This window comes from Variovorax sp. P1_H12_2, assembly GCF_056405335.1.
On the sequence record NZ_JBFUCI010000077.1, the window covers coordinates 1 to 19,154 of the forward strand.

Annotated in this window: 18 protein-coding genes and 1 tRNA gene; 11 read left to right on the forward strand and 8 right to left on the reverse strand. The window is 69.2% G+C overall.

The features are described 5' to 3' along the window. The 4 genes from AC1D2K_RS10550 to xylF all read right to left on the reverse strand — a co-directional run. Nucleotides 1-1,088: ROK family transcriptional regulator (locus AC1D2K_RS10550; RefSeq protein ID WP_478088645.1), on the reverse strand; the 1,088-nt coding region annotated here is incomplete at its 3' end. Nucleotides 1,089-1,183: 95 nt separating this feature from the next. Then, entirely contained in the window at nt 1,184-1,963 is a 780-nt protein-coding gene (locus tag AC1D2K_RS10555; RefSeq protein WP_478088646.1) for an ATP-binding cassette domain-containing protein, read from the reverse strand. A 1-nt stretch (nt 1,964) separates the two neighbouring features. Continuing rightward, nucleotides 1,965-3,152 (reverse strand): sugar ABC transporter permease, encoded by a 1,188-nt coding sequence (locus AC1D2K_RS10560; RefSeq protein WP_478088647.1) that lies wholly within the window; start codon nt 3,150-3,152, stop codon nt 1,965-1,967. Nucleotides 3,153-3,264: 112 nt separating this feature from the next. After that, on the reverse strand, nt 3,265-4,296 hold the full coding sequence (gene xylF, locus AC1D2K_RS10565) for a D-xylose ABC transporter substrate-binding protein (protein WP_478088649.1): 1,032 nt from the start codon (nt 4,294-4,296) through the stop codon (nt 3,265-3,267). A gap of 179 nt (nt 4,297-4,475) precedes the next feature. Between xylF and AC1D2K_RS10570 the strand changes: the two genes are divergently transcribed. From AC1D2K_RS10570 to AC1D2K_RS10580, 3 genes are read left to right on the forward strand one after another with little or no spacing between them, the layout of a single operon-like run. Continuing rightward, nucleotides 4,476-5,495, forward strand: a complete 1,020-nt coding sequence (locus tag AC1D2K_RS10570) for a thiamine pyrophosphate-dependent dehydrogenase E1 component subunit alpha (protein ID WP_478088650.1) — start codon at nt 4,476-4,478, stop codon at nt 5,493-5,495. Next, the gene (locus AC1D2K_RS10575; protein ID WP_478088651.1) at nt 5,486-6,475 is read left to right on the forward strand and encodes an alpha-ketoacid dehydrogenase subunit beta; all 990 of its coding nucleotides are present in this window, start codon (nt 5,486-5,488) and stop codon (nt 6,473-6,475) included. Before AC1D2K_RS10570 ends, AC1D2K_RS10575 begins: the two co-directional genes overlap by 10 nt. Beyond that, a complete protein-coding gene (locus AC1D2K_RS10580; RefSeq protein WP_478088654.1) occupies nt 6,472-6,930 on the forward strand; it encodes a MarR family winged helix-turn-helix transcriptional regulator in 459 nt (152 codons plus the stop codon). Before AC1D2K_RS10575 ends, AC1D2K_RS10580 begins: the two co-directional genes overlap by 4 nt. Here AC1D2K_RS10580 and AC1D2K_RS10585 read toward each other — a convergent pair. After that, entirely contained in the window at nt 6,922-7,701 is a 780-nt protein-coding gene (locus AC1D2K_RS10585) for an SDR family oxidoreductase (RefSeq protein WP_478088655.1), read from the reverse strand. The two genes, AC1D2K_RS10580 and AC1D2K_RS10585, sit on opposite strands and share 9 nt — an antisense overlap. Before the next feature lie 108 nt (nt 7,702-7,809). Here AC1D2K_RS10585 and AC1D2K_RS10590 point away from each other — a divergent pair, with 108 nt between their 5' ends. Together AC1D2K_RS10590 and AC1D2K_RS10595 are read left to right on the forward strand one after the other, a co-directional pair. Next, complete coding sequence (locus AC1D2K_RS10590; RefSeq protein ID WP_478088656.1) at nt 7,810-8,733, forward strand: LysR substrate-binding domain-containing protein; 924 nt, start codon at nt 7,810-7,812, stop codon at nt 8,731-8,733. Nucleotides 8,734-8,809: 76 nt separating this feature from the next. Next, a complete protein-coding gene (locus tag AC1D2K_RS10595) occupies nt 8,810-9,826 on the forward strand; it encodes a Bug family tripartite tricarboxylate transporter substrate binding protein (RefSeq protein WP_478088658.1) in 1,017 nt (338 codons plus the stop codon). Nucleotides 9,827-10,088: 262 nt separating this feature from the next. On the opposite strand, the gene AC1D2K_RS10600 is transcribed toward AC1D2K_RS10595, so the two are convergent. Continuing rightward, the gene (locus AC1D2K_RS10600) at nt 10,089-10,412 is read right to left on the reverse strand and encodes a DUF1840 domain-containing protein (RefSeq protein ID WP_478088659.1); all 324 of its coding nucleotides are present in this window, start codon (nt 10,410-10,412) and stop codon (nt 10,089-10,091) included. Between the two features lie 10 nt (nt 10,413-10,422). Next, nucleotides 10,423-11,691 (reverse strand): class I SAM-dependent methyltransferase, encoded by a 1,269-nt coding sequence (locus tag AC1D2K_RS10605; protein ID WP_478088660.1) that lies wholly within the window; start codon nt 11,689-11,691, stop codon nt 10,423-10,425. Nucleotides 11,692-11,796: 105 nt separating this feature from the next. Between AC1D2K_RS10605 and AC1D2K_RS10610 the strand changes: the two genes are divergently transcribed. The 6 genes from AC1D2K_RS10610 (at nt 11,797) to AC1D2K_RS10635 (ending at nt 18,861) form a co-directional block, all read left to right on the forward strand. Then, on the forward strand, nt 11,797-14,154 hold the full coding sequence (locus AC1D2K_RS10610; RefSeq protein ID WP_478088662.1) for a bifunctional salicylyl-CoA 5-hydroxylase/oxidoreductase: 2,358 nt from the start codon (nt 11,797-11,799) through the stop codon (nt 14,152-14,154). A gap of 89 nt (nt 14,155-14,243) precedes the next feature. Beyond that, nucleotides 14,244-14,720, forward strand: coding sequence for a MarR family winged helix-turn-helix transcriptional regulator (locus AC1D2K_RS10615; RefSeq protein WP_478088664.1), 477 nt, complete (start codon nt 14,244-14,246; stop codon nt 14,718-14,720). Next, a complete protein-coding gene (locus AC1D2K_RS10620) occupies nt 14,717-15,571 on the forward strand; it encodes an enoyl-CoA hydratase family protein (RefSeq protein WP_478088666.1) in 855 nt (284 codons plus the stop codon). The genes AC1D2K_RS10615 and AC1D2K_RS10620 overlap by 4 nt, the downstream gene beginning before the upstream one ends. Nucleotides 15,572-15,575: 4 nt before the next feature. Next, a complete protein-coding gene (locus AC1D2K_RS10625; RefSeq protein ID WP_478088668.1) occupies nt 15,576-16,853 on the forward strand; it encodes an acyl-CoA dehydrogenase family protein in 1,278 nt (425 codons plus the stop codon). After that, a complete protein-coding gene (locus AC1D2K_RS10630) occupies nt 16,850-18,469 on the forward strand; it encodes an AMP-binding protein (protein WP_478088671.1) in 1,620 nt (539 codons plus the stop codon). Before AC1D2K_RS10625 ends, AC1D2K_RS10630 begins: the two co-directional genes overlap by 4 nt. Continuing rightward, on the forward strand, nt 18,466-18,861 hold the full coding sequence (locus AC1D2K_RS10635; protein ID WP_478088674.1) for a RidA family protein: 396 nt from the start codon (nt 18,466-18,468) through the stop codon (nt 18,859-18,861). The genes AC1D2K_RS10630 and AC1D2K_RS10635 overlap by 4 nt, the downstream gene beginning before the upstream one ends. 197 nt (nt 18,862-19,058) lie before the next feature. Here the strand turns inward: AC1D2K_RS10635 and AC1D2K_RS10640 are convergent. Beyond that, nucleotides 19,059-19,135, reverse strand: a tRNA-Met gene (locus tag AC1D2K_RS10640). Nucleotides 19,136-19,154 lie beyond the last annotated feature (19 nt).

Here is a 19,154-nt window from a genome sequence, read left to right on the forward strand (position 1 = left end):
TACTCATGGAGCGCCAGCGCGGCCGCGCCGACCGCGGGCGCCCACTCGCCATAGCGCGCCGGACGCACCACCGGCGGCGGCAGGCCGGCGCTTTCGGCGTAGCGCCGCACGGTCTCGATCGCGCCCGCCAAAAAGCCCGGGTGCGCCTCGCAGGACTTGCCGCCGACCACGATCGCGCGCGGCTCGAACGTCACCCACAGGTTCTGCAACAGCACCCCGAGGTAGCGGGCGGCGCGCGCCGGGCCGTCCGCATCGCGGTCGAGCACGCGCGAGCCGAGGAACACTTCGGCGCAGCCCTGGCGCCCGCACGAACAGCGCGGGCCGTCGATCTGCAGCACGGTGTGTCCGATCTCGCCGGCCATCCCGCGCGCGCCGATGAACAGGCGGTCGTTGAGCACGATGCCGGCGCCGACGCCGACGTCGCAGCTGACGAAGATCAGCGGGTCCTCGCCCTCGCCGTCCGAGAACTCGAATTCGCCGAGCGCGGCCGCGTCGGCGTCGTTCTGCAGCTGCACCGTGACACCCGACACGCCTTCGCGCGCCAGCGCTTCGGTCAATCGGGGCAACAGGCTCAGTTGACGCCAACCCAGGTTGGGCGCGAAGCGCACCGTGCCGGTGGCGTCGTCCACCGCGCCCGGCACGCCGACGCCGATGCCCGACAGCCGCAAGCCCGCGGCCAGGAGGTGCGCGTGCGCCGCCGCCACCATGCGCGCGACCTGCGCGCACACCACCGGCGGCGCATGATCGGCCAGCGGCTGCGATTCGGAGTACAGCACCTCGCCCCGCAGCGACACGCAGACCACGCGCACCACCTCGATCGCAATCTCGACGCCGACCAGCGCGCGCACGCCGACGTGGATGGACAGCGGCGTCGACGGCCGGCCCAGGCCGTCGGCCACCGGTGGGCCGGTTTCATCGAGCCAGCCGTCGTCGAGCAGCTCGCGCACCAGCAGGCTCACGGTCGACTTGGTCAGGCCGCTTTCCGCGGCGAGCCGGGCGCGCGACAGCCCCGGCCGCGCCCGCAGCAGGCGCAGCAGCACGCTGCGGTTGATGCGCTTGACCAGCTGCTGGTCGCCCGTGGTCTTCATCCGTCCCTGGCCTCAGGCCGCTCGCCGGGCCGCCCCAAGGGCGGACTGCGCCCCCTCGGGGGGCAGCGACGACACGCAGTGCGAAGCGTGGGGGCTCATGTGCCCTTCGCGTGCTCGGCTTGCGCCTTGCCCTCGGGCCGCTTGCCGGCAATGATCATTCCGAGCACCTCGTCCTCGGTCACGTCGGCCGTGCGGTAGGTGCCGACCAGCCGGCCGTTCTTCATCACCGCGAGGCGGTCGCTGAGGCCGAACACGTCGGGCATGTCGTGGGTGATCAGGAAGATGCCGACGCCGTCGGCCTTGAGCTGCTTCACCAGCGCGCCGACCATCGCGGTCTCCTCGGGCCCGAGCGCGGCGCAGGGCTCGTCCATGATCAGGATGCGGGCGTTGAAGTACAGCGCCCGCGAGATCGCCACCACCTGCCGCTGGCCGCCCGACAGGCGCCGCACCGGCACCCGGATGTTGGTGAAGTTCTTGTTCAGGCGCTGGAACACGCGGCGCGCCTGGCCTTCCATGAAGTGATCGTCGAGCGTGCGCCAGGGCGTGAGCTTCTCGCGACCGAGGAACAGGTTGGCGACCGAGTCGAGGTTGTCGGCCAGCGCCAAGGTCTGGTAGATGGTCTCGATGCCCTGCGCCTGGGCTTCGGAGGGCGTGCGGATGTTGACCTTTTCGCCTGCGATCAGCGTGTCGCCGGAGTCGATCGGATAGGCGCCCGCGAGCATCTTCATCAGGGTCGACTTGCCGGCGCCGTTGTGGCCCAGCAGCGCCACCACTTCGCCGGGGTAGAGGTTGACGCTGACGCCGTCGACCGCCTTGACGCCGCCGAAGGCCTTGCGGATCTCGCGCAGTTCGACCAGGGGAGGATGGGTCGTCATCTCAGTTCTCTCCGAACTTCTTGCGATACAGAACATCGAAGACGACGGCGACGATCAGCACCTGGCCGATGATCACCATCCGCTTGCCGATCGGCACGTCGAGCAGCAGCATGCCGCTGTCGAGCGACTGCATGATCAGCGCCCCCAGCACCGAGCCGAAGATCGAGCCGCTGCCGCCGGCCAGCGCCGTGCCGCCGATCACCGCCGCCGCAATCACGTACAGCTCCATGCCGGTGCCGAGCGAATTGGTGCCGGCGTTGAGCCGCGCGATCGAGACGATCGCGGCGATGGTCACCAGCACCGCCAGCAGCGCGAACAGCATCAGCGTCACGCGCTGGACCGGAATACCGACCAGCGCCGCCGCGTCGGGGTTGCCGCCCATCGCGAACACATAGCGCCCGAAGCGCGTGCGATGCACGATGAAGGACAGCACCACGGCCACCACGGCCCAGATCAGCACCGGAATCGGGATGCCCTGGGCCTCGGTCTTCGACGAGATCTGGTAGTTGTTCATGGTGGCGGCGAAGGCGAACACCACCGCCGCGGGCAACGCGGCCAGCAGCAGGTCCAGCCACAGAGGCTCGACCGGCATCTCGTGGCGCTGCCGCGCGCGCCGTTTCTGCAGCATGCGCGCGAAGATCACGACGGCCACCAGCGCCGCCAGCACCCAGGTTGCCGTGGTGCCGATGCCGCCGTCGTAGCCGCCACCGAGGCGCTGGAAGAACTCGTCGTTGACCGGCTGCGTCTTGCCGTCGGCCACCAGGAAGGCAGCGCCGCGGAACGACATCAGCCCACCCAGCGTGACCACGAACGACGGCACGCCGAGCACCGCGGTCAAGCCGCCCTGGTAGAGCGACACCAGCAGCGCCACCGCCAGCCCGGCCAGGCAGGCGGCCGGCCACGACCAGCCCGCGCTGTAYTGCAGGTAGGCGATCAGCACGCCGACGAAGCCCATCACCGACCCGACCGACAGATCGATGTGGCGCGCCACGATGACCAGCACCATCACGGTCGAGACGATACCGACCACCGCGGTCTGCTGCGCGATGTTGTAGAGGTTCTCGGGCGACAGGAACACGCCGCCCGACATCACATGGAAAACGATCGCCATCGCCACCAGCAGCACGCTCATCAGCAGCAGCCGGAGATCGACCCCGCTGCGACGCCACATGCTCGATGACGAGTTCATGGGGATCGCCTCCTTCCAAGAACACCGTGGAACCGGCTTTGCCGGGCCGCTGGTGTTGCCCCCGGAGAGGGGGTGGGCGGCCACACGAAGTGGGCCAACCTGGGGGTGAACTTCATTTGCAGGCGGGAGGGGCCTTGTCGCCGCTCACGCCCTTGCAGAGCTCGTCCTTCTTGATCCAGCCCGCCTTCACGACCACGTCGAGGTTGTCGCGCGTGATCGGCACCGGGGTCAGGAAGCGCGAAGAGATTGCCAGCTTCTTTTCGCCACCGCTCCAGTCGACGGCCTTCTCGGCCGGCTTGCCGCCGGCCAGCGCGACTGCCGCCGAGGCGGCCTCGCGGCCCAGCTCGCGCGAGTCCTTCCAGACCGAGACGGTCTGCGTGCCAAGCGCGATCCGGTTCAGCGCCGCGAAGTCGGCGTCCTGGCCCGACACCGGAATGCCGCGGATGCCCTTGGCCGTGAGCGCCGCCACCGCGCCGCCGGCCGTGCCGTCGTTCGAGGCCACCACCGCATCGACCTTGTTGCCGGCCTTGGTGAGGATCTGCTCCATGTTCTTCTGCGCCACCTCGGGCTTCCAGCCGTCGGTGAACTCGTCGCCGACGATCTTGATGTCGCCCTTCTTGACCGCCTCGGCGATCACCTCCTGCTGGCCGGCCCGCAGGAAGTTGGCATTCGGATCGGTCGGCGAGCCCTTGATCATCACGTAGTTGCCCTTGGGCTGGACCGTGTAGACGGCGCGCGCCTGCATCCGCCCGACCTCGGTGTTGTCGAAGGTGATGTAGAAAACGCCGGGCGTCTCGATCAGCCGGTCGTAGGCCACCACCGGCACCTTCTGCTTCATCGCCTTGTTGACCGCCGGCAGGATCGCGTCCTTGTCCATCGCGAGCACGATCAATGCCTTGGCGCCCTTGGACATCAGGCCCTCGATGTCGCCGAGCTGCTTCTCGGGCGAGCCGCCGGCGTCGGCGCTGATGTACTTGGCGCCGAGCTTCTCGAGCTGGGCCTTGATCGCGGCCTCGTCGGTCTTCCAGCGCTCTTCCTGGAAATTGGACCAGCTCACGCCGACCACGGTCTGGGCAGCGGCGCCGAGGGCGCTGAGGCCCAGGGCCAGGACGGCCAGGGCAGGAAGGGTGCGGGCGAGATTCATGGGGTGGTCTCCAGCTTTGGGGTTGTGCGGCTTATTAGTTTGAGCAACGAACTAACTATGTCTGCCGCTCGGTGCGGCGGCATCAGGACAATCCCTGCGGGTAAATGCGCTGCCGCCTGATTAGTCACAACCGATACGATTTCTGGCTGAGAGCACGTGGTGCATAAGCCGGAGACAAGATGGATTCTGAGGTTTCAGCGCCGGAGCGCCTGGCGCTCTACCGCACGATGGTGCGCATTCGCGCCTTCGAGAACGCCGCCGAGGCGGCCAGCCAGGGCGGCGTCAGCGCCTATGGACAGGAAGCGGCGGGAGCCGCCAAGGTGCGCGGGCCGCTGCATCTGTCGACCGGCCAGGAGGCCGTGCCGGCCGGCGTCTGCGCCCACCTGGTGCCCGCCGACTACCTGACTTCCACCCACCGTGGCCATGGCCATACGCTGGCCAAGGGCGCCGACCTGAGCCGCATGATGTGCGAGCTGTTCGGCAAAGCCAGCGGCTTCAACGGCGGCAAGGGCGGCTCGATGCACATCGCCGACTTCTCGGTCGGCATGCTGGGCGCCAATGGCGTGGTCGCGGCCGGCCTGCCGATCGCGGTCGGTGCGGCGCACGCCCAGAAACTGCAGAAGAAGGACGCCATCACGGTCTGCTTCTTCGGCGACGGCGCGATCAATCGCGGGCCCTTCCTCGAATCGCTGAACTGGGCCCGCGTGTACCGGTTGCCGGTGCTGTTCGTCTGCGAGGACAACCGCTGGAGCGCCACCACCGCCAGCGGCCCGATGACCGCCGGCGACGGCGCCTCGGCCCGTGCCGAGGCGCTCGACATCGCGGCCACCCAGGTCGACGGCAACGAGGTGTTCGCGGTCCACGCCGCGGCCCGCCGGCTGGTCGCCGAGGTGCGCGCCGGTGGCGGTCCGCGCCTGCTGCACGCCCTCACCTACCGCGTGAAGGGCCATGTCTCGGTCGACCCCGCCGCCTACCGGGATCCGGCCGAACTGGCGTCGGCGCTCCAGACCGACCCGATCGCACGGGCGCGCGAACGGCTGGTCGCGAGCGGCATCGAGCCCGCCGCGCTGGCCGCGATCGAGAACCAGGCCCACGCCGAGGTCGAATCGGCCCTCGCCACCGCCGACGCCGCGCCCTGGCCCGACGCCGGCGCTGCCTTCACCGACGTGCAGACCACCGGAGCCGGACAATGGATATGACACAGGACCTGTCGGCCACCGCGGTCCGGCAGCTCAGCTACGCCGAAGCCGCCGTGCTGGCGGTGCAGCGCGAGATGGAAGCCGACCCGCGCGTGGTGGTGCTCGGCGAGGACGTCGGCCGCGGTGGCATCTTCGGCCAGTACCGGGGCCTGCAGCAGCGCTTCGGCGCCGAGCGCGTGATCGACACGCCGATCTCCGAGGCCGCCATCATGGGCGCCGGTGTCGGCATGGCGCTGGCGGGGCTGCGGCCGGTGGTCGAGATGCGGGTGGTCGATTTCGCGCTCTGCGGCATGGACGAGCTGGTCAACCAGGCCGCCAAGAACCGCTTCATGTTCGGCGGCCAGGGCCGCGTGCCGCTGGTGGCCCGCATGCCCGGCGGCATCTGGGATGCCTCGGCGGCGCAGCATTCGCAGTCGCTCGAAGCCTGGTTCGCGCACCTGCCGGGCGTGGTGGTGGTCTGCCCGGACACGCCGCAGGACAACTATTCGCTGCTGCGCGCCGCGCTGCAGTGCGGCGATCCGGTGGTCTACATCGAGCACAAGACCTTGTGGAGCGCGCAGGGCCCGGTCGACGAAAGCCTCGAGGTGCCGCTCGGCAAGGCCGCCCACCGGCGCCGCGGCGACGCGCTCACGCTGGTGAGCTGGGGTCGGCAAATCCAGGCCTGCAGCACCGCCTGCGAGACGCTGGCGGCCGAAGGCATCGAGGTCGACCTGATCGACCTGCGCACGCTGTGGCCGTGGGACCGCGAGGCGGTGCTCGACTCCTGCGGCCGCACCGGGCGCCTGCTGGTGGTTCACGAGGCGGTCCAGGCCGCGGGCTTCGGGGCCGAGATCGCGGCCACCGCGGCCGAGGCGACCGGCTGCCGCATCGCCCGGCTCGGTGCGCCGCGCATTCCGGTCGGCTACGCGCCGGTGCTCGAAGCCCAGTCGCGGGTCGGCGCCGCGCAGATCGTCAACGCCGCCCGGAGCTTGCGCGGATGAACCCGGCGGGCGCCGAGGCGGTGGAAGACATGGTCTTCCTGAAGCTGGTGCGGGTCGTCAACCTGACGGCGCGGCCCTTCCAGCAGCGCGTCGGCCGCGAGCACCAGCTCACGCTCAACGAATGGCGCGTGATGGCGTTGCTCGGCGGCTGTCCCGGCCTCACGGCGACGCAGCTCGCCGACCTCACCGGGCTCGACAAGATGGCGGTGAGCCGTGCCCTCGCGGGTTTGCAGCGCGCCAGGCGCCTGCACCGGCACGAGGATCCGACCGACCAGCGCCGCAGCCGGCTCCACCTGAGCAGCGCCGGCAAGGCCGTCTACGCGGCGGTCGTGGTGCAGGCGCGCCAGCGCGAGGCCGAACTGTTCGCAGGCGTCGCCGCCGAAGAACTGCAGCAGCTCAACGGCACGCTCGACAAGCTGATCGCCTCGGTGGCGGATGCACAGGCCTCAGGCTGAGAAGCCGCCGTCGATGCTGAGGCTGGCGCCGGTCACGAACGCGGCCTCGGGGCTCGCGAGGTAGGCCACCATGCCGGCGATCTCCTCGCCACGGCCGTGCCGCGGCAGCGCCATCAGCGCGTGCATCGATTCGGCGTTCGGACCGCCGGCCGGATTCATCTCGGTATCGACGGGGCCGGGTTGCACGTTGTTGACCGTGATGCCGCGCGGCCCGAGGTCGCGCGCCAGCCCGCGGGTCAGGCCGCTGAGTGCCGACTTGCTCATCGCATAGGCGGCGAAGCCGGGCCAGGGCATGCGCTCGGCGTTGGTGCTGCCGATGGTGATGACGCGGCCGCCCTCGCCCATGTGGCGCACGGCCGCCTGCGTGGCGACGAACACCGCCCGCACATTGACGTCGAGCGTGCGGTCGAAGTCCTCGAGCGTCATCTGGTCGACGCTGCCGCCGAGAAAGACACCGGCGTTGTTGACCAGGATGTCGAGCCGGCCGAAGGTCTTCGCCGCCAGCGCGACCGCCGCGCCGAGCGCGCCGGCATCGGCGCTGTCGGCCTGGATCGCCAGCGCATGGCCGCCGGCGGCCTCGATCTCGCTGGCCAGCGCCCGGGCCGCGGCCTCATTGGCGGCATAGGTGAATGCGACCGCGGCGCCGTCGCGAGCAAGGCGCCGCACGACGGCGGCACCGATGCCGCGCGAGCCGCCGGTGACGAGGGCGACCTTGCCGGCCTGGAGGGGTTGGAGGGGTTGAAGGGCTTGAACAGAGGGGACGGTGGACATGATTTGCTCCTGAAGCAGTGGGTATGGCCTCAGTGTCGGTATTCCATTGCGCTCGCGGAAGCCATCAATCTGCCGCATTAAATTCAACTATCAGTTGAAAATGACGGAATGCAGCCTCTCAGCCACCTCGAATCCTTCGTCCGCAGCGCCGAGGCCGGGAGCTTTTCAGCTGCTGCCCGCCAGCTCGGCCTCACCCCCGCGGCCGTGAGCAAGAACGTGGCGCGGCTGGAGACCGGCCTCGGCGTGCGGCTGTTCCAGCGCAGCACCCGCAAGCTGACGCTGACCGAAAGCGGCGAGCGCCTGTTCCGTCAGATCGGCGGCGCCCTCGGCACGCTGGTCGACGCCGTCGCCGGCATCGCGCAGGACGACGGCGCGCCCGCCGGCACCCTCAAGGTCAGCATGGGCCAGGCTTTCGGCCGCGCCTACCTGCTGCCGCTGCTGTCCGACTTCCTGGCGCGCTATCCGGCCGTGCTGCCCGACTGGCACTTCGACAACCGGCAGGTCGACCTGATCGGCGAAGGCTTCGATGCCGGCGTCGGTGGCGGCATCGAGCTGACACAGGGCCTGGTGGCGCGCGAGTTGGCGCGCATCCACATCGTGGCCACCGCCGCTCCGAGCTACCTGGACGGCAAGCCGCTGCCGCGCCGTCCGGGCGACCTCGCCGCCCACGAGGGCATCGTCCGCCGCTCCTCCCCGACCGGCCGCGTGCGGGCCTGGACGCTGCGCAACAGGGCCGGCGACGAAGGCGTGGCAGAGACCCGGCCGCGGCTGATCTTCAGCGACCCCGAAGCGATGCGCGATGCCGCGGTCATGGGCCTGGGCGTGGCACTGCTGCCGATGGCATTTGCCCTGCCCGCCCTGCAGAGCGGCGCGCTGGTGCGCCTGCTGCCCGGCTGGTATGCGGACAACGGGCCGATCTCGCTCTACTACCCRAGCAAGAAGCTGCTGCCGGCCAAGACCCGGGTCTTCGTCGATTTCGTGGTCGAACGGCTGCGCGAGCAGGACTTCGCGCGGCGCATGCTGGGCGGCTGAGGCCCGGCGGTCGTTTTCGGACCGCCCGGGGTTTCCACCTGCGACGCCAGGGCGGCTTAGCCGCTACAAACAGCCCATGACCTTCTCCCCCTCTTTTCCGCGCCGCGCCGCCCTGACGCTGGCGGCGACCGCCGCACTGATCCTCCTGGCCGGCCCTGCGGCGGCCCAGGCCACCTGGCCGAACAAGCCGGTGCGGATCGTGGTGCCCTTCGCACCCGGCGGCACCACCGACATCCTGGCCCGCGCCGTGGCGCCCGAGCTGTCGAAGGCCTTCGGCCAGCAGTTCATCGTCGACAACCGCGCCGGCGCCGGCGGCAACGTCGGCGCCGAGATCGTCGCCCGGGCGCCGAACGACGGCTACACGCTGTTGATGGGCACGGTCGGCACGCACGGCATCAACCGCGCGCTGTACCCCAAGCTGCCCTACGACCCGATCAAGGACTTCGCGCCGGTCACGCTGGTGGCGGCGGTGCCCAACGTGATGGAAATGAACGCCGACAAGGCGCGCGCGCTCAACATCAACAACGTCGCCGACTTCGTCAAATACGCGAAGGCGAATCCCGGCAAGCTCAACATGGCCTCGAGCGGCAGCGGCACCTCGATCCATCTGGCGGGCGAGCTCTTCAAGAGCATGACCGGCAGCTACATGACCCACATCCCGTACCGCGGATCGGGCCCGGCGCTGATGGACATGGTGGGCGGCAATGCCGACGTGATGTTCGACAACCTGCCGTCCTCGATGCAGCAGATCAAGGGCGGCAAGCTCAAGGCGCTGGCCGTCACCAGTTCGCAGCGTTCGCCGGCCCTGCCCGACGTGCCGACCGTCGAGGAAGCCGGCGGCCCCGCGCTCAAGGGCTACGAGGCCAGTTCGTGGTTCGGCCTGCTGGCCCCGGCCGGCACGCCGCCGGACATCGTCAACCGCATCCAGCAGGAAGTGGCGAAGGCGCTGGCCGCCCCCGCCGTGAAGGAAAAACTGGTCGCCCAGGGCGCCATCCCCAGCGGCAATTCACCCGCCGACTTCGCCAAGCTGATCGACTCCGAGCACACCAAGTGGGCGAAGGTCGTCAAAGCCTCCGGCGCGAAAGTGGACTGACCCCCAGGTTGGCTCACTGCGTGTAGCCGCCCGCCCCCTTCCAGGGGGCGCAGTCAGCGGCCCGGCGAAGCCAGTTCCGCGACTGCCCACGAACAGGCGTGCGCTTCGCGCCGCCGCCGAACGACCAAACGGCTGATTGACTTGGCCGGCGCAGCCAGGCCCGTTGGTGAAACACCGCGGAACCGGCTCCGCCGGGCCGCTGGTGTTGCCCCCGGTAGGGGGTGGGCGGGCTACACGAAGTGAGCCCAACCTGGGGGCGAGCTCAAGTATTCCAGATGACATCCTTGCCGTCGGCCAGCGAGTCCTTGAGCATGTGCAGCAGCGGTGCGGCTCGCTGGTGCAGGCCGATGTGCTGCTTCTCGGCTTCGTTGTCGTGGCCCTCGACCGCATAGTCGTCGGCATTGTGGACATTGCGGCTCTCGCGCGCCACGGCCGCCTCGAGCGCCGAAATGGCGGCCGGCATCTGTGCTCCCGTGATGACGCCCTCGTGCGCCGGCGCCTTGCCGATGATTTCGAGCAGCTGGCGCGCGTGGATTTCGAGCATCACGAAAGGGGGGGTGGCTCGCGATTGGAATCGATACAGCATGGTGCCTCTCTTATTTGTAGATGTGGTCGCGAACGAAAGGGTACTCCGATTGCGCGCCACGCAGCGCGCGCGCCTCGACCCGGCCGTCCGGGCGGGTCGACAGCATCTGGTGCAGCGAGATCCAGCCCTGTTCGAAGCACATCGCCGAGCCGGCCAGGTAGAGCCGGTAGGCGCGCAGGATGCGCTCGGCGTTCTCCCCCTGGCGGCCGCCGCCCCGCTGGAGCACTTCGCGCGCCTCGCCGAGCCGCGCCTCGAGGGCGTCGGACCAGGCCCACAGCGTGCGCGCATAGTGCGGCCGCAGGTTCTCGGTATCGACCATCTCCAGCCCCGCAGCCGCGGTCTCGCGCAGCACGTGGGTCACGTGCAGCAATTCGCCGCCCGGGAAGATGTACTTCTCGATGAAGTCGCCCATGCCGGCGCCGAGCTGATGGTAGTCGAGCTGGCCCGAGGTGATGCCGTGGTTCATCACCAGGCCGCCGGGCGCCAGCAGCGAATGGAGCTTGCGGAAGTAGGTCCCCATGTTGGCGCTGCCGACGTGCTCGAACATGCCGACCGACGAGATCTTGTCGAAGGGCTTGGCACTGTCGAGCTGGCGGTAGTCGCGCAGCTCGACCCGCACCCGGCCCTGCAGCCCCTTCTCCTCGATCAGGTGCTGCACGTGGGCATGCTGGTTCTTCGACAGCGTGATGCCGGTGGCGTCCACGCCGTAGTGCTCGGCCGCCCACATCAGCAGCGCGCCCCAGCCGGAGCCGATGTCCAGGTAGCGCTCGCCCGGCTTCAGCATCAGCTTGCGGCAGATGTGGTCGAGCTTGGCCTCCTGGGCCTGCGACAGCGTCATGTCGGCGCTGCCGAAATAGGCGCACGAATAGACCCGCCGCGGATCGAGCCACAAGGCGTAGAAATCGTCGGAGACGTCGTAGTGGAACTCGATCTGGGCCGCATCCTTGCCCAGCGAATGCGAGCCGCGTGACTTGGCGCGGCGCTGCAGGCGGCTCCACCAGCTGGTGTTGGTCTCGGCCGGATTGCCGGGCAGCAGGCCGACCGCGGCATCGATCAGGTCGCGCATGGCGCCCTCGATCTGGATGCGGCCCTCGACGTAGGACTCGCCGATGGAGCCGATCTGGCGACCCGCCAGCTTGGTCAGCTCGGACCAGTCCTTGAAAGCCAGGGTGACACGGGCCCCGGCCTTGGCCACCTGCCGGCCATCGGGGAGTTGCAGCGCGATGGGAACGGACAGCGAGGAAAGCTGGGACTCGATCTTCGGTATCAGGCTTTGCATACAGAACATTCTTGCCAGCGAAATGAGGCTCGTCAACCGGTGGAGCCGGGAACCTCGGGCTTCCCATGGTTGACACGAGATCGTTTATGTCTAAACTATTTATCCATGAATAGCTTCACACCGAATCTTCGCCGCGTGCTCTGCATCGGCGGCGGCCCCGCTGGGCTCTACTTCGCGCTTCTGATGAAGGCCCGGCAGCCTTCGCTGGAGGTCACGGTGATCGAGCGCAACCGCCCGTTCRACACCTTCGGCTGGGGCGTGGTGCTGAGCGACCAGACGCTGGCCAACCTCGCCGCCGCCGACGCCCCCACCGCGGCGCTGATCGGTCGCGAGTTCCATCACTGGGACGACATCCAGGTCTTCTTCAAGGGCCGGCAGGTGCGTTCGGGCGGCCATGGCTTCTGCGGCATCGGGCGCAAGCGGCTGCTCAACATCCTGCAGGAGCGCTGCCTCGAGCTCGGCGTCGAGCTGGTGTTCGAGACCGACGCCACCGACGACCAGGCCCTGGCGGCGCAGTACAAGGCCGACCTCGTGATCGCGAGCGACGGGCTCAACAGCCGCATCCGCCAGCGCTACGCCGAGGTCTACCAGCCCGACATCGACCTGCGCCAGTGCCGCTTCGTCTGGCTCGGCACCCACCAGACTTTCGACGCCTTCACCTTCGCCTTCGAGCAGACCGAGCACGGCTGGTTCCAGGCCCACGCCTACCAGTTCGACGACAAGACCTCGACCTTCATCGTCGAGACGCCCGAGGCCGTCTGGCAGGCCCACGGACTCGACAAGATGGAGCAGCCCGAAGCCATCGCCTTCTGCGAGAAGCTGTTCGCCAAGTACCTGGGCGGCCACACGCTGATCAGCAACGCCACCCACCTGCGCGGCTCCGCCAACTGGATCCGCTTCCCGCGCGTGGTCTGCGCCCACTGGACGCACCACATCGAGGTCGACGGCAAGACGGTGCCGGTGGTGCTGATGGGCGACGCCGCCCACACGGCGCACTTCTCGATCGGCTCGGGCACCAAGCTGGCGCTCGAGGACGCGATCGACCTGGCGAACGAATTCGAAAGCGGCGGCGACATCGGCCCGGTGCTCGAGGCCTACGAGGCCCGCCGCAGCGTCGAAGTGCTGAAGATCCAGAACGCGGCGCGCAACTCCACCGAGTGGTTCGAGAACGTGCCGCGCTACACCGGCATGGAGATCGAGCAGTTCGCCTATTCGCTGCTCACGCGATCGCAGCGCATCAGCCACGAGAACCTGCGCCTGCGCGACACGCAATGGCTGGGCGGCTATGAGCAGTGGCTGTCGGGCGGCAAGCCGATCGCCCCGATGCTGATGCCGCTCAAGGTGCGCGGGCTCGAGCTCAAGAACCGCATCCTGGTCTCCCCGATGGCGACCTACAGCGCGGTCGACGGCGTGCCGCAGGACTTCCTGCTGGTGCACCTGGGCGCACGCGCGCTCGGCGGCGCCGCGATGGTGATGGTCGAGATGACCAGCCCGACGCCCGAAGGCCRCATCTCGCCGGCCTGCACCGGGCTCTACAACGACGCCCAGCAGGCGGCGTTCCAGCGCATCGTCGACTTCGTCCACGGCCAGTCGAGCGCGAAGATCGGCATGCAGCTCGGCCACAGCGGACCCAAGGGCTCGACCCAGGTCGGCTGGGAAGGCACCGACGAGCCGCTCGAGGACGGCAACTGGCCGCTGCTGGCCGCCAGCGCACTGGCCTATGGCGAGCAGAATCAGCTGCCCGCGGCGATGACCCGGGCGGAGATGGACCTGATGCGCGACCAGTTCGTCGCCTCCGCCCGCCGCGCCGCCGAGATCGGCTTCGACTGGCTCGAACTGCACTGCGCCCACGGCTACCTGCTGTCGGCCTTCCTGAGCCCGCTGACCAACCTGCGCAGCGACGACTACGGCGGCAGCATCGAGAACCGCCTGCGCTACCCGCTCGAGGTGTTCCGCGCGATGCGCGCCGCCTGGCCGGCCGAGCGCCCGATGAGCGTGCGGATCTCGGCCCACGACTGGGCGCCGGGCGGCAACACCGACGCCGACGCGGTCGTGATGGCACGTGCCTTCAAGGCGGCCGGCTGCGACTTCATCGACGTCTCCTCGGGCCAGACCACGCGCGCCGCCAAGCCGGTGTACGGCCGCATGTACCAGACGCCCTTCGCCGATCGGATCCGCAACGAGGTCGGCATCTCGACCATCGCGGTGGGCGCCATCACCGACGCCGACCAGGCCAACAGCATCATCGCCGCGGGCCGCGCCGACCTCTGCGCGATCGCCCGGCCGCACCTGGCCGACCCGGCCTGGACGCTGCACGAAGCCGCCAAGCTGCAAAGCCGCGAAGTCGACTGGCCGAAGCAGTACCTGAGCGGGCGCGACCAGATGTACCGCGAGATCGCCAAGCAGCAGCAGCTCGCGGCGGCGCTGGCGGCCGCTCCGCGCGCCGCCGAAGAGGAACACTGACATGAAATGCCCCCACGCTCATCACTTCGTGTATCGCTGCCCCCCGAGGGGGCGCTCAGTGCCCTTCGGGCGGCCGGGCGGGCACTGACATGGACCTCGAAGCCCGCGCCCACAGCGAGCACCCGGACGAGCTCCGGCTCTGGCTGCGCCTGCTGACCTGCACCCAGCTGATCGAGAAGCAGGTCCGCAACGAGCTGCGCGAGCAGTTCGCCACCACGCTGCCGCGCTTCGACCTGATGTCGCAGCTCGAGCGCGCGCCCGAGGGACTCAAGATGAACGAGCTGTCGCGCCGCATGATGGTCACGGGCGGCAACGTCACCGGCATCACCGACCAGCTGGTCGCCGAGGGCCTGGTCGAGCGCGTCGACGTCGCCGGCGACCGCCGCGCCTGGCGCGTGCGACTCACGGCACGCGGCCGCAAGCTGTTCAACGAGATGGCGCAACAGCACGAAGCCTGGATCTGCGACGCCTTCGCGTCGCTGACCCCGAAGGAAATCACCCAGCTCCACAAGCTGCTCGGCAAGGTCAAGCAGCATTCTCATCAACAAATGGCGGAGGCCCTATGAAGCACTACATCGGCGCGGCAAGTCCCATGCGCGCACAGTTCGAACCCAAGGCCGGCTACCAGGCCGAGCATTTCTCGTGGGCCTTCGAGGCCGGCGTCGGCACCGTGACGCTGAACCGTCCCGAGCGAAAGAACCCGCTGACCTTCGACTCCTACGCCGAGTTGCGCGACCTGTTCCGGGCGCTGAGCTTCGCCACCGACGTCAAGTCGATCGTGGTCACCGGCGCGGGCGGCAACTTCTGCTCCGGCGGCGACGTGCACGAGATCATCGGCCCACTGACGCAGATGAAGATGCCCGAACTGCTCGAGTTCACGCGCATGACCGGCGACCTCGTCAAGGCCATCCGCCATTGCCCGCAGCCGATCGTCGGCGCCATCGACGGCGTCTGCGCCGGTGCCGGCGCCATGATCGCGCTGGCCTGCGACCTGCGCTACGGCTCGCCCGCCACCCGCACCGCCTTCCTGTTCACGCGGGTCGGACTGGCCGGCGCCGACATGGGCGCCTGCGCGCTGCTGCCGCGCATGATCGGCCAGGGCCGCGCTTCCGAGCTGCTCTTCACCGGCCGCGCCATGACCGCCCAGGAAGGCCATGCCTGGGGCTTCTTCAATGCACTGCACGAGAGCGATGCCCTGCTCGGCGCCGCCACGGCGGTCGCCCGCGACCTGGCCGAAGGCCCCAGCTTCGCCCACGGCATGACCAAGACCATGCTGTCGCAGGAATGGTCGATGACCATCGACCAGGCGATCGAGTCCGAGGCCCAGGCGCAGGCGATCTGCATGCAGACCGGGGACTTCAAGCGCGCCTACGAGGCCTTCGCCGCCAAGCGCAAGCCCGCCTTCCAGGGAGATTGACCTCATGGCCGCCTCCGCTGTAGATCCGTCGACGGCGCATCTCGCGCTGCCCTTCTTCGACGCCGCGCACCGCACCCTCGCGCGCGAGCTGCTGCCCTGGGCCGCGGCGCAATCGGTGGACGAGCGCGACGACCGCGCCGCCTGCCGCGACTGGGTGCGGCGCCTCGGCGATGGCGGCTGGCTGCGCTATTGCGTGCCGGCGAGTTCCGGCGGCGCGCTCGAGCGCCTCGATTCGCGCGCCCTGGTGCTGCTGCGCGAGACCCTCGCCTTCCACTCGCCGCTGGCCGACTTCGCCTTTGCGATGCAGGGGCTTGGAAGCGGCGCCATCACGCTCGCCGGCACCGGCACGCAGCACGCCGACTACCTGGCCCCGGTGGGCCGCGGCGACAAGATCGCGGCCTTCGCGCTGAGCGAGCCCGAGGCCGGCTCCGACGTCGGCGCGATGGCGATGCGCGCCGAGCCCAGCGCCGACGGCTGGCGCCTCACCGGCGACAAGACCTGGATCAGCAACGGCGGCATCGCCGACTTCTACTGCGTGTTCGCCAAGACCGATCCGAGCGCCGGCTCGCGCGGGATCACGGCCTTCATCGTCGATGCGAACACGCCCGGCCTCGACACCTCCGCGCACATCGAGGTCATGGCGCCGCATCCGCTCGCGACCCTGCGCTTCGACGGCTGCACGGTGCCGCGCACGGCCCAGCTCGGAGAGCTCAACGGCGGCTTCAAGCTGGCGATGCGCACGCTCGACATCTTCCGCGCCTCGGTGGCCGGCGCCGCGCTCGGCATGGCCCGCCGCGCCCTGTCCGAAGCCGTCCAGCATGCGCAGAAACGCAAGATGTTCGGCCAGACGCTGGCCGACTTCCAGCTCACGCAGGCCAAGCTCGGCGAGATGGCGGCGCTGATCGACAGCGCGGCGCTGCTGACCTACCGCGCGGCCTGGATGCGCGACGACAGCGAGCGCCGCGGCGAGCCCGCCGTCGGCGACCTGACGGCGGCCGCCGCCATGGCGAAGATGTGCGCCACCGAGAATGCCAGCCGGGTGATCGACATGGCCCTGCAGATGCACGGCGGCCTGGGCGTCAAGGTCGGCACCAAGGTCGAGAGCCTCTACCGCGACATCCGTTCGCTGCGCATCTACGAGGGCGCGACCGAAGTCCAGCAACTGATCATCGGCAAGGCCGTGTTGCGTCCGTCGCCGGGCCGCCCCAAGACGGACGGCGCCCCCTCGGGGGGCAGCGACGACGCGCAGCGCGGAGCGTGGGGGCCAGGGAGGAATTCATGACCGCCAGCGCGCAAACCGACCGCTTCGTGCATGACCGGCTGCCGCCGGCGGAGCAGTTGCCGATCTTCCGCTACGACCTGCCCGAACTGCAGTTGCCCGACCAGCTGAACCTGGTCGAGGAACTGCTCGACAAGGCAATCGCCCGGGGCCTTGGCGACCAGCCGATGCTGCGCGCTCCCGGCCGCACGCTGAGCTATGCCGAGGCGRCGACGGAGGTCAACCGCATCGCCCAGGTGCTGACCGAGGACCTGCGCCTGGTGCCGGGCAACCGGGTGCTGCTGCGCGGAGGCAATTCGATCGCGATGGCGCTGGCCTGGCTCGCCGTGGTCAAGGCCGGCCTGATCGCGGTCGCCACCATGCCGCTGCTGCGCGCCAAGGAGCTTGGCGAGATCGTCGAGAAGGCCCAACCCACGGTCGCGCTGTGCGAAGAGAAGCTGCTCGACGAACTGGAGATGGCGCAACGGGCTCACCCGGTGCTGCGCACGATCGTGGCGTTCGATCGGTTGGACGCCCCCGACTCCCTGGCTGCGCGCGCCGCGGCGAAGAGCGGCGTCTTCCAGGCCTGCCCCACGGCCGCCGACGACATCGCGCTGTTGGCCTTCACATCAGGGACCACCGGCAAGCCCAAGGCGCCGGTGACCACGCACCGCGACGTGCTCGCGATGTGCCAGACCTGGCCGCGCCATGTGCTGCAGGCACGCAGCGACGACATCGTGATCGGTTCGCCGCCGCTGGCCTTCACTTTCGGCCTCGGCGGGCTGCTGGTGTTCCCCCTGTGGGCCGGCGCCTCGGTGTACTTCCACGACAGGCCCTACACGCCAGAGACCATGGTTCAAGTGATCCGGGAGATCGGGGCCACGATCTGCTACACGGCGCCCACCTTCTACCGCCAGATGGCGGCCTTCGCGAAGGCGGCTGGCGTCCCCAGCCTGCGGATCAGCGTGAGCGCAGGCGAAGCACTGCCCGACGCCACGCGCCAGCTCTGGAAGCAGGCCACCGGCCTCGAGATGCTCGACGGCATCGGCGGCACCGAGGTGTTCCACATCTACATCTCGGCCGCCGGCGCGCAGGTGCGCCGCGGCGCGGTCGGCAAGGCCGTGCCGGGCTTCACGGCCAGGGTGGTCGACGACGAGGGCCACGAAGTCCCGCGTGGCACGGTCGGCAAGCTGGCGATCATCGGACCGGTGGGTTGCCGCTACCTGGACGATCCGCGGCAGGCCGACTACGTCCGGGGCGGCTGGAACTATCCCGGCGATGCCTTCGTCGAGGACGAGGACGGCTACTTCTTCTACCAGTCGCGCGCCGACGACATGATCGTCACCGCCGGCTACAACGTGGGCGGCCCCGAGGTCGAGGACGCACTGCTCAGGCACCCGGCGGTCGCCGAATGCGGCGTCATCGGCAAGCCCGACGAGGAGCGCGGCATGATCGTCAAGGCCTTCTGCGTGCTCAAGCCCGGGCACACCGGCGATGCGGCGCTGACCAAGGCCCTGCAGGAGCACGTCAAGGCCAGCATCGCGCCCTACAAATACCCCCGCGAGATCGCGTTCGTGGCCCAGCTGCCGCGCACCGAAACCGGAAAACTCCAGAGATTCAAACTGAGGCAAATGACATGATCAAGCAACTGCAACCCCCAGGCTGGCTGCCGCCCAAAGGCTATGCGAACGGCATCGCCGCGCGCGGGACGACGGTGTTCGTCGGCGGCCAGATCGGCTGGAATTCGCAGCAGCAATTCGAGTCCGACGACTTCATCGAGCAGGCGGGCCTGGCGCTGCGCAACATCGTCGAAGTGCTGCGCGAAGGCGGAGCCGGCCCGGAGCACATGGTGCGCATGACCTGGTACATCACGGATCGCGACGAGTACAACCGCCGCCTCGGCGAGCTGGGCCCGGTCTACCGCGAGGCGATGGGCCGAAATTTCCCCGCAATGACCTGCGTGCAGGTGGCGGCGCTGGTCGAGGCGCGCGCAAAAATCGAGATCGAGGTCACGGCGGTATTACCTGACTGACCCCCAGCCTCGCCCACTTCGTGTGGCTCGGGCACCCCCTTCCAGGGGGCAATACCAGCGGCCCGGCGAAGCCGGTTCCGCGGTGTTTCCCGAAAGGGACCCACTGCATCGCCAGTCGGAAATCCCAGAAACAAAAAAGCCCACTGGAAAGTGGGCTTTTTTGCTTCGTCGACAACCTGGTAGGGTTATCGGGAATTTGGTTGCGCGAGCAAGATTTGAACTTGCGACCTTTGGGTTATGAGCCCAACGAGCTACCAGGCTGCTCCATCGCGCGGCAAGATGGAATTATTTAC

Bases quoted from the DNA above. Each gene is read 5' to 3' on its own strand.
- AC1D2K_RS10555 (WP_478088646.1), bottom strand. From the start codon at position 1,963: ATGACGACCCATCCTCCCCTGGTCGAACTGCGCGAGATCCGCAAGGCC.
- xylF (WP_478088649.1), bottom strand. From the start codon at position 4,296: ATGAATCTCGCCCGCACCCTTCCTGCCCTGGCCGTCCTGGCCCTGGGC.
- AC1D2K_RS10570 (WP_478088650.1), top strand. From the start codon at position 4,476: ATGGATTCTGAGGTTTCAGCGCCGGAGCGCCTGGCGCTCTACCGCACG.
- AC1D2K_RS10575 (WP_478088651.1), top strand. From the start codon at position 5,486: ATGGATATGACACAGGACCTGTCGGCCACCGCGGTCCGGCAGCTCAGC.
- AC1D2K_RS10580 (WP_478088654.1), top strand. From the start codon at position 6,472: ATGAACCCGGCGGGCGCCGAGGCGGTGGAAGACATGGTCTTCCTGAAG.
- AC1D2K_RS10585 (WP_478088655.1), bottom strand. From the start codon at position 7,701: ATGTCCACCGTCCCCTCTGTTCAAGCCCTTCAACCCCTCCAACCCCTC.
- AC1D2K_RS10595 (WP_478088658.1), top strand. From the start codon at position 8,810: ATGACCTTCTCCCCCTCTTTTCCGCGCCGCGCCGCCCTGACGCTGGCG.
- AC1D2K_RS10600 (WP_478088659.1), bottom strand. From the start codon at position 10,412: ATGCTGTATCGATTCCAATCGCGAGCCACCCCCCCTTTCGTGATGCTC.
- AC1D2K_RS10605 (WP_478088660.1), bottom strand. From the start codon at position 11,691: ATGCAAAGCCTGATACCGAAGATCGAGTCCCAGCTTTCCTCGCTGTCC.
- AC1D2K_RS10615 (WP_478088664.1), top strand. From the start codon at position 14,244: ATGGACCTCGAAGCCCGCGCCCACAGCGAGCACCCGGACGAGCTCCGG.
- AC1D2K_RS10620 (WP_478088666.1), top strand. From the start codon at position 14,717: ATGAAGCACTACATCGGCGCGGCAAGTCCCATGCGCGCACAGTTCGAA.
- AC1D2K_RS10625 (WP_478088668.1), top strand. From the start codon at position 15,576: ATGGCCGCCTCCGCTGTAGATCCGTCGACGGCGCATCTCGCGCTGCCC.
- AC1D2K_RS10635 (WP_478088674.1), top strand. From the start codon at position 18,466: ATGATCAAGCAACTGCAACCCCCAGGCTGGCTGCCGCCCAAAGGCTAT.